The organism is Amycolatopsis sp. cmx-11-32 (genome assembly GCF_047608695.1).
Taxonomy (GTDB): domain Bacteria; phylum Actinomycetota; class Actinomycetes; order Mycobacteriales; family Pseudonocardiaceae; genus Amycolatopsis.
Genome location: NZ_JADNQN010000007.1, coordinates 88,242 through 101,184 on the forward strand (window position 1 = coordinate 88,242; position 12,943 = coordinate 101,184).

At 69.4% G+C, this 12,943-nt stretch carries 14 protein-coding genes and 3 tRNA genes; 11 read left to right on the forward strand and 6 right to left on the reverse strand.

Features of this window, described 5'->3' with window-relative positions:
- Window positions 1–14: 14 nt before the first annotated feature.
- The 10 genes from ACM6LR_RS22215 to ACM6LR_RS22260 are packed head-to-tail and all read left to right on the forward strand — an operon-like array spanning window position 15 to window position 8,828.
- Complete coding sequence (locus ACM6LR_RS22215; protein ID WP_414940337.1) at window positions 15–785, forward strand: AfsA-related hotdog domain-containing protein; 771 nt, start codon at window positions 15–17, stop codon at window positions 783–785.
- Entirely contained in the window at window positions 782–1,990 is a 1,209-nt protein-coding gene (locus tag ACM6LR_RS22220; protein WP_414944431.1) for an FAD-dependent monooxygenase, read from the forward strand. Before ACM6LR_RS22215 ends, ACM6LR_RS22220 begins: the two co-directional genes overlap by 4 nt.
- A 25-nt stretch (window positions 1,991–2,015) precedes the next feature.
- Entirely contained in the window at window positions 2,016–2,636 is a 621-nt protein-coding gene (locus tag ACM6LR_RS22225; RefSeq protein ID WP_414944432.1) for a transferase hexapeptide repeat family protein, read from the forward strand.
- A gap of 9 nt (window positions 2,637–2,645) precedes the next feature.
- Window positions 2,646–2,921 (forward strand): chorismate mutase, encoded by a 276-nt coding sequence (locus ACM6LR_RS22230; protein ID WP_414940340.1) that lies wholly within the window; start codon window positions 2,646–2,648, stop codon window positions 2,919–2,921.
- Window positions 2,918–4,288, forward strand: coding sequence for a 3-deoxy-7-phosphoheptulonate synthase (locus tag ACM6LR_RS22235; protein WP_414944433.1), 1,371 nt, complete (start codon window positions 2,918–2,920; stop codon window positions 4,286–4,288). Before ACM6LR_RS22230 ends, ACM6LR_RS22235 begins: the two co-directional genes overlap by 4 nt.
- Complete coding sequence (locus tag ACM6LR_RS22240) at window positions 4,264–4,716, forward strand: MaoC/PaaZ C-terminal domain-containing protein (RefSeq protein ID WP_414940342.1); 453 nt, start codon at window positions 4,264–4,266, stop codon at window positions 4,714–4,716. Before ACM6LR_RS22235 ends, ACM6LR_RS22240 begins: the two co-directional genes overlap by 25 nt.
- On the forward strand, window positions 4,713–5,822 hold the full coding sequence (gene pdhA / locus ACM6LR_RS22245) for a pyruvate dehydrogenase (acetyl-transferring) E1 component subunit alpha (protein ID WP_414940343.1): 1,110 nt from the start codon (window positions 4,713–4,715) through the stop codon (window positions 5,820–5,822). The genes ACM6LR_RS22240 and pdhA overlap by 4 nt, the downstream gene beginning before the upstream one ends.
- Before the next feature lie 56 nt (window positions 5,823–5,878).
- Window positions 5,879–6,871 carry an alpha-ketoacid dehydrogenase subunit beta gene (locus tag ACM6LR_RS22250; RefSeq protein ID WP_414940453.1) on the forward strand — a complete coding sequence of 331 codons (993 nt, stop codon included), beginning with the start codon at window positions 5,879–5,881 and terminating at the stop codon, window positions 6,869–6,871.
- The gene (locus ACM6LR_RS22255) at window positions 6,858–8,078 is read left to right on the forward strand and encodes a dihydrolipoamide acetyltransferase family protein (RefSeq protein WP_414940344.1); all 1,221 of its coding nucleotides are present in this window, start codon (window positions 6,858–6,860) and stop codon (window positions 8,076–8,078) included. The genes ACM6LR_RS22250 and ACM6LR_RS22255 overlap by 14 nt, the downstream gene beginning before the upstream one ends.
- Window positions 8,079–8,102: 24 nt before the next feature.
- On the forward strand, window positions 8,103–8,828 hold the full coding sequence (locus tag ACM6LR_RS22260) for an O-methyltransferase (protein ID WP_414940345.1): 726 nt from the start codon (window positions 8,103–8,105) through the stop codon (window positions 8,826–8,828).
- A 1,223-nt stretch (window positions 8,829–10,051) separates the two neighbouring features.
- On the opposite strand, the gene ACM6LR_RS22265 is transcribed toward ACM6LR_RS22260, so the two are convergent.
- Complete coding sequence (locus ACM6LR_RS22265) at window positions 10,052–10,669, reverse strand: alpha/beta hydrolase (RefSeq protein ID WP_414944434.1); 618 nt, start codon at window positions 10,667–10,669, stop codon at window positions 10,052–10,054.
- The gene (locus ACM6LR_RS22270; protein ID WP_414944435.1) at window positions 10,611–11,360 is read right to left on the reverse strand and encodes an alpha/beta fold hydrolase; all 750 of its coding nucleotides are present in this window, start codon (window positions 11,358–11,360) and stop codon (window positions 10,611–10,613) included. The genes ACM6LR_RS22265 and ACM6LR_RS22270 overlap by 59 nt, the downstream gene beginning before the upstream one ends.
- 39 nt (window positions 11,361–11,399) lie before the next feature.
- Here ACM6LR_RS22270 and ACM6LR_RS22275 point away from each other — a divergent pair, with 39 nt between their 5' ends.
- Window positions 11,400–11,531, forward strand: coding sequence for a hypothetical protein (locus ACM6LR_RS22275; RefSeq protein WP_414940348.1), 132 nt, complete (start codon window positions 11,400–11,402; stop codon window positions 11,529–11,531).
- 236 nt (window positions 11,532–11,767) lie between these two features.
- Here the strand turns inward: ACM6LR_RS22275 and ACM6LR_RS22280 are convergent.
- From ACM6LR_RS22280 to ACM6LR_RS22295, 4 genes are all read right to left on the reverse strand, one after another.
- Window positions 11,768–11,842: transfer RNA gene (locus tag ACM6LR_RS22280), tRNA-Val, on the reverse strand.
- Window position 11,843: 1 nt separating this feature from the next.
- A tRNA-Cys gene (locus tag ACM6LR_RS22285) sits at window positions 11,844–11,914 on the reverse strand.
- A 25-nt stretch (window positions 11,915–11,939) separates the two neighbouring features.
- Window positions 11,940–12,012, reverse strand: a tRNA-Gly gene (locus ACM6LR_RS22290).
- A 136-nt stretch (window positions 12,013–12,148) separates the two neighbouring features.
- On the reverse strand, window positions 12,149–12,574 hold the full coding sequence (locus ACM6LR_RS22295) for an SsgA family sporulation/cell division regulator (RefSeq protein ID WP_220241370.1): 426 nt from the start codon (window positions 12,572–12,574) through the stop codon (window positions 12,149–12,151).
- Between the last annotated feature and the right edge of the window lie 369 nt (window positions 12,575–12,943).

Consider the following 12,943-nt stretch of genomic DNA (forward strand, 5'->3'; position numbering starts at 1 on the left):
TGGAGGTATCCGCGATGTCCGAAACCGGGTCGCCCCGCGTCATCTGTGTCGTAGGGGACCGCTTCCGCGATTTCGCCGAGTCGGTCGGCGCCTGGTCGCTGAGCGAACTCGTCGCCGCGATCACGGGAGGCGAGTTCGACGAAGGGCCGTGGCCGCTGCGAATCCTGATAGGGCAAGGGATCGACGACTACTCCGGCGCCTACCTGCTGGCCGCGCTGACGCGGCGAGGTGTCCAGGAGTCCGAGGTGAGCCTGCTGCGGCCGGAAGAGGTCATCGCCGACCGGCACGAGCTGCACAAGGGCCAGGCGCACAACGTCCTGGTGGCCAACCTCACCGAGGAGACCCCCGAGGTCTTCACCGCCGATCTCCGACTGCACAACGACAACGAGCTGGTGGTCGACGCGCAGACCCGGCCACACGTGCAGGGGATGGTGGCGGTCGAGGCCGCGCGCCAGATGTTCGTGGCGGTGACCGAGCGGTTCTACCTCAGCCGTACCCCCGGCCGCCGGTACTACCTCGTCATCAACGCGATGAACACGACGTTCAAGAACTTCCTGTTCCCGGTCGGCGCCACCCTCCGCCTCACCGTGCTGCAGGCCGACCTGGACAAGCCTGAGCAGCTGGTGTTCTCCCACGAGGTCGTCATCGAGCAGGCGGGCCGCCCCGCCGCGGTGACCAGGATCGACTTCGCCGCGATCGACCTCGGCGTCATCGACGACAAGGAACAGCGCCGCGCCAAGCAGACCTTGGCCACGGTGCTGGAAAACTCCGCGGCCGCCCGGTGATCGCGGCGCAGGCGTCCCCGCGGGTCGCCGTGGTGGGTGCCGGCATCGGCGGGCTCGCCGCCGCGGTCGCCCTGCGCCGCCGGGGCCTCGAGCCGACGCTTTACGACCAGGCTGAGGAGTTCGCCGAGGTCGGCGCGGGGGTGGCGATCGGCGCCAACGCCAGCAGGCTGCTGGAGCGTCTCGGCTTGGGTGACGCCTTGCGCGCCGACGCCGTGCTGCCGTCACACGCGCAGTTCCACCGATGGGCCGGTGGCGAAGTGTTCTGCTCCCACGAGCTGGGTGACCACTACACCGGCAGATTCGGCTCGCCGTACTACACGGTGCACCGCGGCCACCTGCACCGGTTGCTGCTGGACGGGTTCGCCGACGGTGCCCTGCACCTGGGACACAAATGCGTTTCGGTCACCGAGGACGCCGACGGCGTGGAGCTGGTCTTCGACAACGGCGTCACCACGCGGGCGGACATCGTCATCGGGGCCGACGGCGTGCACTCCGCGTTGCGGGAGGCCCTGTGGGGTCCGCAGGAGGCGACGTTCTCCGGCACCAGCGGCCTGCGCGGGCTCACCCCGATCGACCACCTCCCACTGGGTCCGGGATTCGATCCGCGGAAGCCCGCGCTCTGGTTGTTCCCGGGACCGGGGCGGCACTTCATCTGCTACCCGGTCAGCGGCGGGCGGCTGATCAACTTCCTTGGCGTGGTCCCGGACCGGCACTGGACCCAGGAATCCTGGGTCACGCGCGGCGACGTCGGCGAGGCGGTGGCGGCGTTCGACGGCTGGAACACCGTGGTCACGTCGATCCTCGCCGGGGCACGGAGTATCGGCAAATGGGCGCTGTACGACCGTGAACCGCTGTACCGCTGGAGCACTTCGCGGGTCACGCTGCTCGGCGACGCCGCCCACGCGATGCTGCCGCACCACGGGCAGGGCGCGAATCAGGCGATCGAGGACGCGGTCGTGCTGGCGGGCCAGCTCGACGGCGTCCGTGAACCGGCCGGCATCGCCGAAGCCCTGCGCCGGTACGAAGCGCTGCGCAAGCCCAGGTCCCGGCAGCTGCAGATCGGCTCGCGGACCAACGGCGACTGCTTCCAGGTCCCCGACGGGCCGGAGGCGCTGAAGCGCGACGAGCGGCTCACCCACCTCGCGGACAACGTCGCCTGGATCCACGGTTTCGACGCCGAAGCCGAACTCGGTCTCGGCGTCTGACCCCGGAACGAAAGGAACGCGGCAGATGGCTCGCGTCTACGAGATCGACGGAGTGGTCCCGGTCATCGACCCGGAGGCGTTCGTGCACCCGGACGCGGTCCTCATCGGCGACGTCCTGATCGGCCCCGGCTGCTACATCGGCCCGCTGGCCAGCCTGCGCGGTGACTTCGGCCGGATCGAGGTCCGGGCCGGGGCGAACATCCAAGACGGCTGTGTCGTGCACTGCTTCCCCGGTTCGGTCACGGTGGTCGGCGAGAACGGGCACGTCGGCCACGGCACCGTGCTGCACGGGTGCCAGGTCGGCCGGGACGTGCTGGTGGGAATGAACAGCGTCCTGATGGACGGAGTCATCGTCGAGGACCAGTCGTTCGTCGGGGCGATGAGTTTCGTCAAGGCGGAAACCCGGGTGCCCGCGCGTTCCCTGATCGCGGGCAGCCCGGCGAAGGTGCTGCGCGAGCTGACGGACGCCGAGATCGACTGGAAGGCCAACGGGACCCGCACCTATCAGGACCTCGCACGGCGGAGCCTGGCGAGCCTGCGCGAAACCGAGCCCGCCTCCTGGGAAGAGCCCGGCCGCCGCAGTTTCGCCGGATCGGACGGCACCGAACCGGTCCACGTCACCCTCCACAGCTACCGCGGTAGATAGGAGCACGCAGTGCCTGAGCAGCAAGGAACTCTGGACTTCCGGACCGACCGGGCCCGGATCGACCAGCTCGACCAGTCCATCATCGCGCTGCTGCGGCAGCGGTTGGAGATTTCCCGCAGCATTCAGCGGCGGCGGACGAAGACCGGTGGCGCGCGGATCGCCGAAGGGCGTGAAGAGGCCGTCATCGGGCGCTATCGCGACGCGCTGGGTGGCACCGGTGGCGCCCTGGCCGAAACCCTCCTGCGGCTCTGCCGCGGCACCGAGCCGGGAAGGACACGAACATGACCGTGTTGCCGACGTGGCGCGCCGAGCGCGCGCCACACCAGCCGGACTGGCCCACCGGCCCCGACATCGTGGCGGTCGAGACCGAACTGGCCGGTTATCCGCCGCTTGTCGCGCCTCGCGAGTGCGACCGGCTGCGTGATCGCCTCGCCGACGTGTCGCTCGGCCGCGCGATGCTGCTGCAGGGCGGTGACTGCGCCGAGACGTTCGCCAAGGCGACACCTGCCTCGGTGCGGGGCAAGCTGCGCTGCCTGCGAGAGATGGCCGTCATCCTGGCCTGCGCCTCCGGACTCGGAGTCGTGCAGGTGGGCCGGATCGCCGGCCAGTACGCGAAACCGCGATCGCGGCCGGTCGAGACCCGCGACGGCGTGACGTTGCCGTCCTACCTGGGCGACGCGGTGAACGACGTCGAATTCACCGAGGACGCGCGCCGGATCGATCCGTACCGGCTGCTGCGCACGTACCGCTCCTCGGCCGACACCCTCGACGAGATCAGCGCGCTGATCGGACACGACGGCATCGACCTGACGTCGCTGCACGAGCAGATCCGGGAGATGGCCGCCCGCGGCCCACGCAACGAGCGGCACCAGGAGTTGATTGAAAAGATCTCGGTGGCGCTGCGGTTCCTCGCCGGATACGCCGGGGCGGACAGCGATCTGCGCGCGCCGGACTTCTACAGCAGCCACGAGGCGCTGCTGCTGAACTACGAGACGGCCCTGGTGCGCATCGACCCCCGCACCGGTGACGACTACGGCAGCTCGGGCCATCTCCTGTGGATCGGCGAACGCACCCGTCAGCCCGATGGCGCCCATGTGGCGTTCGCGGCCCGGGTGCGCAACCCCGTCGCGGTCAAGCTGGGGCCGGCGGTGCGGCCGGAAGAGGCGCTGGCGCTCGCCGAACGGCTCGACCCGGATCGGGAGCCGGGTCGGCTCACCTTCATCGCCCGCTTGGGCGCCGACCGGGTCCGCGACCTGTTGCCGCCATTGGTGGAGCGGGTCCGCGACAGCGGGTCCCCGGCGATCTGGATCTGCGATCCGATGCACGGCAACACGATCACCGCACCCGATGGCCACAAGACGCGGCACTTCGACGACATTCTGCGCGAGGTGCAGGATTTCTTCGCGGTTCACCACGAGCTGGGAACCCACGCGGGTGGCCTGCACCTGGAGCTCACCGGCGAAGACGTGACCGAATGCGTCGGCAGCTCGGGTGTCGGGTTCGACGACCTGGCCACCCGCTACGAGTCCGCGTGCGATCCGCGGCTCAACCACGATCAGTCCCTGCATCTGGCCCTCGAACTCGCAATGGTGTTCGAGGACCGGGCCGCGGAGGACAGGAGGACGGCATGCGCTGTTTCGAGGACTTCGTGACCGGTGACGAGCACCAGCTCGGCCAGGTCGCGATGACCGAAGAGGAGATCATCGGCTACGCCAGGCAATGGGACCCGATGCCCTTCCACACCGACGAAGCGGCGGCGAGTGCCGGCCCGTTCGGCAAGCTGGTGGCGAGCGGGAACCACACCACCGCGCACGCGACCAGGCTGTACGTCTCGCAGCTGCTCGCCGACTCGACCTGCCGGGGCTCCTACGGTCTGGACGAGGTGCGGTACCTGCGGCCGGTGTTCGCCGGTGACGTGCTCGCCGTCCGCGCCGAGGTCGAGCAGGCGGTCGGCCATCCGCGCCGCCCGGACACCGGCGTGGTGCACCTGCTGGTCGCCGCCGCGGGCGCGGACGGCGAAGACGTCCTGACCTTGCGGACCCGCGTCCTCGTCGGCCGCCGGGAAGCGGTGGCGGGATGACGCTCACCGAAGACACCGCCCTCGTCCGGCCCGACGCCACGGCGCTGCTGCCCGACAACGATCCGGTGCGCGTGCTGGACACCCCCGCCGCGGCGGATCTCGATCACGAGGACTTGCTGCGCCTTTACCGCGAACTCGTGCTCGGACGCCGGTACAACGAGCAAGCGACCGCGCTGGTGAAGCAGGGCAGGCTGGCGGTGTACCCCTCGTCCACCGGGCAGGAGGCCTGCCAGGTGGCCGCCGCACTGGCACTGTCCACTCAGGACTGGCTGTTCCCGACCTACCGGGACACGCTCTCGGTCGTCCTGCGCGGGGTCGACCCGGTACAGACTTTGACGCTGCTGCGGGGCGACTGGCACACCGGTTACGATCCGCACGCCACCCGGGTCGCGCCGCTGTGCACCCCGCTGGCCACCCACCTGCCGCACGCGGTCGGCCTGGCGCACGCCGCGCGGGTCGCCGGGGACGACGTCGTCGCGATGGCGCTGGTCGGGGACGGCGGCACCAGCGAGGGTGACTTCCACGAGGCGCTGAACTTCGCCGGGGTCTGGGGTGCGCCAGTCGTGTTCCTGGTACAGAACAACGGATACGCCATTTCCGTGCCGCTCGCCAAGCAGACCGCGGCGCCGACGCTCGCGCACAAAGCCGTCGGCTACGGCATCCGGGGTGTGCTCGTCGACGGCAACGACGCGCCGGCGATGCTGGGCGTGCTCACCGAAGCCGTCGACCGCGCCCGCGACGGTGGCGGCCCGACGCTGGTCGAGGCGCTGACCTATCGCGTCGACGCACACACCAACGCCGACGACGCGACGCGGTACCGCTCCACCGCCGAAGTGGAGGCGTGGCGCGAACGCGACCCGCTGGACAGACTCGAACGTCATCTGCTGGAGACCGGCAGGCTCGACACCGGGACGATCGAAGAGGCCCGCGCCGCGGCCGAGCGGATGGCGGCCGACCTGCGGACGCGGATGCACGCCGAGCCCGCCGTCGCCCCGCTCGGCCTGTTCGACCACGTCTACGCCGAACCGACCCCCCAGCTGCTCGAACAGCGGGAACTCCTGCTCGCCGAGCTTTCCGAAGACGTGGAAGGGAATTGCTCGCCGTGACCAGTGTCCAGACGAGTCCCCGGGTACGGCCCGCTCCCGAGGACGTCGAAGAAAGCATGGCCCGTGCGCTCAACGCCGCCCTGCGCGACAGCATGGCGGCGGATCGGTCCGTGCACGTGCTGGGTGAGGACGTCGGTGCGCTCGGCGGCGTGTTCCGGGTGACCGACGGCCTGACCGCCGAGTTCGGGGAAGACCGGTGCACCGACACGCCGCTCGCGGAGGCAGGGATCCTCGGCAGCGCCATCGGCATGTGCCTCTACGGCGCCCGTCCGGTCGTCGAGATGCAGTTCGACGCGTTCGCCCACCCGGCCTTCGAGCAGCTCGTCGGACACGCCGCCAAGATGCGCAACCGGACCAGGGGAGCGGTTTCGCTGCCGCTCACCGTCCGGGTGCCCTACGGCGGTGGCATCGGCGGCGTCGAGCACCACAGCGATTCCTCCGAGGCGTACTACACGCACACCCCGGGGCTGCACGTCGTCACCCCGGCCACCGTCGATGACGCCTACGGCCTGCTGCGGCAAGCGATCGCGAGTGATGACCCGGTCGTGTTCCTCGAGCCGAAACGGTTGTACTGGGGCAAGCAGCCCTTCCGCCGCACCCTCGACGTGCCGCCCATCGGCCGCGCGGTCGTGCGCCGCCCCGGCCGGGACGCCGTGCTCGTCACGTATGGGCCGAGCCTCGAGGTGTGTCTCGAAACCGCGGAGGCGGCCAAACCGCTGGGGCTGGACGTCGCCGTGCTCGACCTGCGGAGCCTCGTCCCGCTGGACGACGAGACGATCTGCGAAGTGGTGCGCCGGACCGGCCGCGCGGTGGTCGTGCACGAGGCGACCGGTTTCGGCGGAGTGGGCGCGGAGATCGCCGCCCGGATCGTCGAGCGCTGTTTCCACCAGCTGGAAGCGCCGGTGCTGCGGGTGACCGGGTTCGACATCCCGTACCCGCCGCCTAAGCTCGAGAGCCACCATCTGCCAAGCGTGGACCGCGTGCTCGACACCCTCGCGCGCCTGCAGTGGGACGGCCGTCCGGGAGGTGTTTCCTGTGCCGGCGCGTGAATTCCTGCTGCCCGACCTCGGCGAGGGCCTGATCGAGGCCACCGTCGTCCAGTGGCTCGTCGCTGTCGGCGACCTGATCGCCGTGGACCAGCCGGTCGCCGAGGTCGAGACCGCGAAGGCGACCGTCGAGGTGCCGAGCCCGCACGGCGGCATCGTCACGGTGCTCTGCGCGGCAAAAGGCGAGACACTCGCCATCGGGAGACCGCTGCTGGTGGTGGCGGACGAAGACGAGGAAGCCCCGGTAGCGTCCGATCCCGGCTCGGGCCCGGTCCTCGTCGGTTACGGCACCACCCGGCGCTCGACGCGGAACCGGCGTGACCTGTTCGGCGGCCGAGAGCCCGCCACTCGCGGCGGCACCGCGGCGGCCCCGGCGCGCGGTGCCGTCGCGGTGGCCTCACCGGTGGTGCGGCGGCTGGCCAAGGACCACGGCGTCGACCTCACGAAGCTGCGCGGCAGTGGGCCGGGAGGGCTGATCGTGCGCGCGGACGTCGTCGCCGTCACCCGGCCCGCGGCGGACGATGAGGCCCAGCGCGTCCCGATCCGCGGCCGCCGCAAGACCGCCGCCGACCGGTTCACCCGCAGCCACGGCGAGATCCCGGCCGCGACCTGCTGGGTGGACGCCGACGCGACGGAGCTGCGCACGGCGAGGCAGCGGATCAGTACCGACGCCCGGCCGATCGGCTTGTCGGCCCTGCTCGGCCGCGTCTGCGTCGCCGCGCTGGCGAGGTATCCCGATCTCAATTCCACAGTGGACGTCGAACGCGGCGAGCTGGTCCTGCACCGGGTCGTGCACCTCGGGTTCGCCGCACAGGGCCGGGACGGACTGGTGGTCCCGGTGGTGCGCGACGCGCAGAAACTGAGCACCGCCGAGCTCGCGGCCGAGATGGCCCGGCTGGTCGAACGCGCCCGCACGGGTGACCTGTCGCTCGCCGAGATGTCGGGCGGGACGTTCACCCTCAACAACTATGGGGTGTTCGGAGTGGACGGTGCCTCGCCGCTGCTCAACCATCCGGAGGCGGCGATGCTCGGCGTGGGCCGCATCGTGCCCCGGCCGTGGGGCCACGACGGCGGGATCGAACTGCGCGATCTGGTCCAGCTCGGCCTCACCTTCGACCACCGGGTGTGCGACGGCGCCGTGGCGGGCGGATTCCTTCGCTACGTGGCCGACTGCGTGGAGGAGCCGATGCGGCTCCTCGCGGACAACTGACCCTGACGGCTGAAAGGACAGCGAATGCGCAACGGCGGGACGGCTCTCGACGAGGCCAAGGTGCGGCGCGTGCTCGACCGGATCGGTGACCGGAACGGATGGAACTCGGGGGAGGAGCCGGCGCTGGACCGGCTGCTGCGTGGCACGGACGCGCAACCGGAACTGGGCGACGTCCTCGAGGTCTACCGGGACGGCGCCTTCGCGTCACCGCCGGAGATCGGACTGCTGTTGTACTCGGCGGTCCGATCGATCAAACCGGACGTGGTGGTCGAACTCGGTACCTCGTACGGGTTTTCCACCCTGCACATCGCCGCGGCCCTGCGGGACAACGGGCACGGGACCGTCTTCACCTCCGAGATCGACCCTCGCAAGGCCAGGGACGCGACCTGGAACTTCACCGCGGCCGGCCTCCACTCCCACGTACGGGTCCTGCTGGGAGACGCCGCGACGAGCCTGAAGGGTTTCGGCGAGCAGGTCGACTTGGTGTACCTGGACAGCTGGGTGGGTTCGTACCTGGACGCGCTTATCGTCCTGCGGCCCGCGTTGCGACCCGGTGCGCAGATCTACGCGAACTCCACGCGCCGCTTCGGCGTACAGGCACGGCCATACCTGGATCACGTGCGTGACAGCGCGAACGGGTTCTTCTCCGTGGAGGTCCCCCTGGGCAACGGCCTGGAGGCATCGACCTACGTCAGCCGCGAGCTGAGGGAGGGGTCCGCCGGGGCGATCGAGTCCGGGAAGGCCGGATGAACCGGTTCGTCGCCGTTGTCGTACGTCACCGCCGGGCAGTCCGCTCCTGGTCGGCCGGTGGCAGCACCCATACGTGCCGGGGCGGCGCGAACGGTTCCGCCGCGCGCGCCGACATCGTCATCGGCGCGGACGTGCGAGGCATTCGAGGTCGCCGCTCGGCGGGTGGCCGTGAGCCCGCACCTCGTCTCCACCTCGGGGACGCAGCCCGGATTCGCTCGCGTCACCGCCGAGGTGCTCAACGCCGGCGAGCTGCCCATCACCGACGTCTTCATTCGTGTGCACAGCGCACTTTTGCAGGAGGTCCCCTTCGCCGTCGCTCACCGGCTCGATGCGGGGGAGAAGCTGACGCTTGATCTGGTCGTCGTCGAAAACCCCGATCCGGGTTCCGTGCCCTACTCCGACCGTCTCCAAACTTCCGCGAGTTTCGCTGATTTTGACGGCTGGATGTGGCAGCGGTGGGCCGATGGCAGCATCAAGCCGCCGGTGGACATGCGACCTCGCAGTCGTTGGCGAACCCGTCTTCACCGGATTCGGCTTATTGGATGGCTGGTGGGCAAGTGGCGCCGTCGCGACGAGCGACCGCCTCGGCACCACACAGCGCGTTTCGGGCGTAGAGCAAGGACAACGGGCTGGGTACCTTCCGGGATCGCTGGGAAGCTCACATCCAGTACGACCGTGTCACTCTGCTCGCTACGCCGGGGCGATGCCGAAGGCGCACGATGGAACCACCTGGACCGGGAACACCGGTTTCGATGGCCTAGATTCCAAGAGCCGCCCGCAGCGCGGCATGCACGTTGCGTTTGTGCTCTTCCGATCACCGGCGACGACTGCGGCGATATCGCGGAACTCGACGCCGGCTGGGAGCCATGCCCACCCACGCCGGACACGATGCGAATACCGCCGGGGTCTGCCTGACACAGACCTCTGCCCGCATGGACGCGCCCTCATTCCCCTCCACCATGAGCGGTGGTGGCCGACGCCGAATGTGCTGCCGCACAGGTGATCCAGACAGTCCTGCGCGGTGCCGACCGCACTGATCCCGATCAGGTGCTCGGTGTACTCGACAGATGCGGCCGCAGCGCCGGGTCGGTCGGCCGAGAACGTTGCCAGGTGGCGAAGTCGGTGTAGCGCACGGGGAGTCCGGGCAGCGTCCACGCGTGTAGTCGACTGAGTGCGCTGTCGCCGGACGACCGGCGTCTTGATCGACGGAAAATCGGGGAGGTTCACGGTGCGAGCTCGCCGGGACAGACCGTGCCGGGCGCGGGCAGGGTGCCGTCGATGAGATAGGCGTTTCCGTGGCGGCGGAGACAGGTGTTGCCCAGCAGGTAGGCGGCATGTCCGTCGCCGTGCCGGACCGGGCGCGCCCGAGGGAACTGCGACGCGACGTGTGCCGCCCCGAGATGGCCAGTGTTGTTGTCGAGTTCGCCGATCGTCACCAGGACGGGCGGTGAGTGTGGCGCCGAAAGCGGGTGTGGCGGGTAAGCGGGCTCCCCGGGGATGCCGACGCAGCGCCCGAGTTGGTAGCGGCCTTCGATCCAGCCGAAGCGCGGGGCGATGGCCTTCAGCTGTCGTTCGATCCGGAGAAATCGGTGGTAACCGGGCAATGCCGGCACGAAGTCGTGGCACAGGGTCGCGCTTTGCACGGATCCGGTCGGACCATTCGGTGGGTACTGGAGCACGGTGCGAAAGTCGCCGAAGTCACCGGCTCGCGCTTTCGCGATGGCCCGTGCCAGATCCGGCCACCGAGGTGGGTTCATGCCGACGAGCGCGCCGGCGAACAGGTCACCGGTCAAGTGGCCGGCCGACGCGACGAGGTCGTCCCAGGCTGCTGCGGCGTCCACGCCGTACAGCGCGCAGGACGGTGTTCGCGCACACCAATCGCGGAAGCGCGACAACTGCTGTTCCTGCGCTTGGGGCGTGGTCGGACAACCAGTCGACGAGCCGGGCCTGCGTGTGGTCGGCGACACCATCGAGGTACAGCCGCTCCAGCCGCGCTCCGAACAGTTCGGCGTACGCCTGCCCGTAAGTGGTGCCGTAGGAATTGCCGAAGTACCGCAGCTTCTCCTCGCCGAGTGCCGCGCGGAGGGCGTCCAGATCATGCGCCATCTGCCAGGAGTTGAGGCCCGCGAACGCCGGTCCGGCGGCCTGACGACACCCGGCGTCGTACGCCGCGTTCTCCTTGGCGTGCGCCCGCCACGTGGCCTCATCCTGCCCGCGCACCAAACCGAGGATCGACGCCGGAGAGCGCGGGCACTCGATCCGCCCGGCGTCCCGGCCGAGCCCGCGCGGGTCGAACACCACGACGTCCAGCCGTTTGGTGAGCTGATCGAGCCAGCTCTGAATCGGCGCCGACCGCGGGCCGGTGATCGCGGCCGTGCTGTTGCCCGCACCGAGGTTGGCCACCACTGTGCCTGACCGGCGAGCCGGATCCTTCGCCGCGACCCGCACCACGTCGACAACGGTGGCCGGTCCCGTCCGATCGGTCCAATCCACCGGGACGGGGTCGCTGACGGCGACTCGGAAAGGTTCCATCTGTGACCGAACTCGCTCGCGTGTTGCCACCGGAAACGCTTGACCTTCACCTTCCACGAAGGACGGCACAGTCACAGCACCTGGATGGCCGAGGACGGCATCCCCGAAGTCGCCCGCCGGGGGCGGCTGGGTCAGAAGATGAAGGGCATCGCGAGGGTCTACGACACGTGACTCCGCTGATGCGCCGCCAGATTCTGCAAGCGCTCGAGACCCGCTGGATCGGGTCGCTGGTCGCCCTCACCCCGAGTGAGCGGACGAAGCTGGGGGAGTGGTTCCCGCACCTGCATGCCACGTTCGGTGACATGCGACTCGAGACGGCCCGAAGGTCATCGCCATTTCATTGCCATTGAACGACGGAAGCCCTGCTCCTCCGAGGAGGAACAGGGCTTCCGTCGTGCGAAAACAGTTGGTGCGCGATACTGGGATTGAACCAGTGACCTCTTCCGTGTCAGGGAAGCGCTCTCCCGCTGAGCTAATCGCGCGAGGTGGAGACGGGATTCGAACCCGTGTACACGGCTTTGCAGGCCGTTGCCTCGCCTCTCGGCCACTCCACCGTGTCAGGCCCTGGAAGGCCTTCCGAGCGGATGACGGGATTCGAACCCGCGACCCTCACCTTGGCAAGGTGATGCGCTACCAGCTGCGCTACATCCGCACATCCTCGGTCCAGGTGGGAGGTCAGACCCTCGCGGTTCCGTCTCTCACCTCGTCGCCGTGGTGTGTGTGAACACTATCCGACCCTGAAAGCGGCTTTGCAACCGGGGTGCCACTTGCTGTTCGCAAGCCCGTCATCAGGTCAGATCGTTGGGGATGAGGTGGGTCAATGCGTCGTCGACGTCGACCCACAGGTGCTCGTTGCCTGGCAGCACGACGTCGTAGGTCCGGTCGAGGAAGTCGGCCAGCTCCTGAGCGGATGCCTCGAACATGGCGTGCCCGGAGGGCGAGTTCAGTTCGATGAGGACGGACTCGGGATCTTCGACGGAGGGGCGGATGCGGACGTCGCCATCGCCCGCGTCGGCCAGGAGGCCGTCGGCGAGGAGATCGCGGGCGTACACCCACTCGACCCAGCCGGCGCGGCCGGTGCGGAAGGCAGCGACGACCGCGTAAGGGTCGCGTGTGTCGTATCGCAGTTCCACCTTGACCGGAACCGCGGGTGTCCGCGGCGCCAGGAGGTCGAACACCGCCGTCGAGCGGAGCGTCACGTGATCGTTGCGCATCGTCCTACCCTTCGTCTCCTTCCCGGCCCGGTCGAACCGAGTGGCGATGATGTGACGTATCGGCCGGCTGATCGGAACGCGGTTTTGCCGCAGATCACCCGGACGGGGTCATCGGACCCCGGATCCATACTCCGCCACCCCATCATCACCCGCGCGACGCGCAGCCCTACATGCGCCCTGCAGGCAGTCCACATGTACATACTGCGCGGTTTAGTCGTCACGCGATAGCACCGTCGCATGAATGTCGAAACGGGTCGCAGGCGCCCCCTGGCCTCGACAACCCCGGCTAGCTCGTGGTTGTTCGCTCCGTATTTGCTGGTGAGCGGAGTGTGGTCGGGACGAACCACCCGTTTGCAGGCGCCCTAAAGT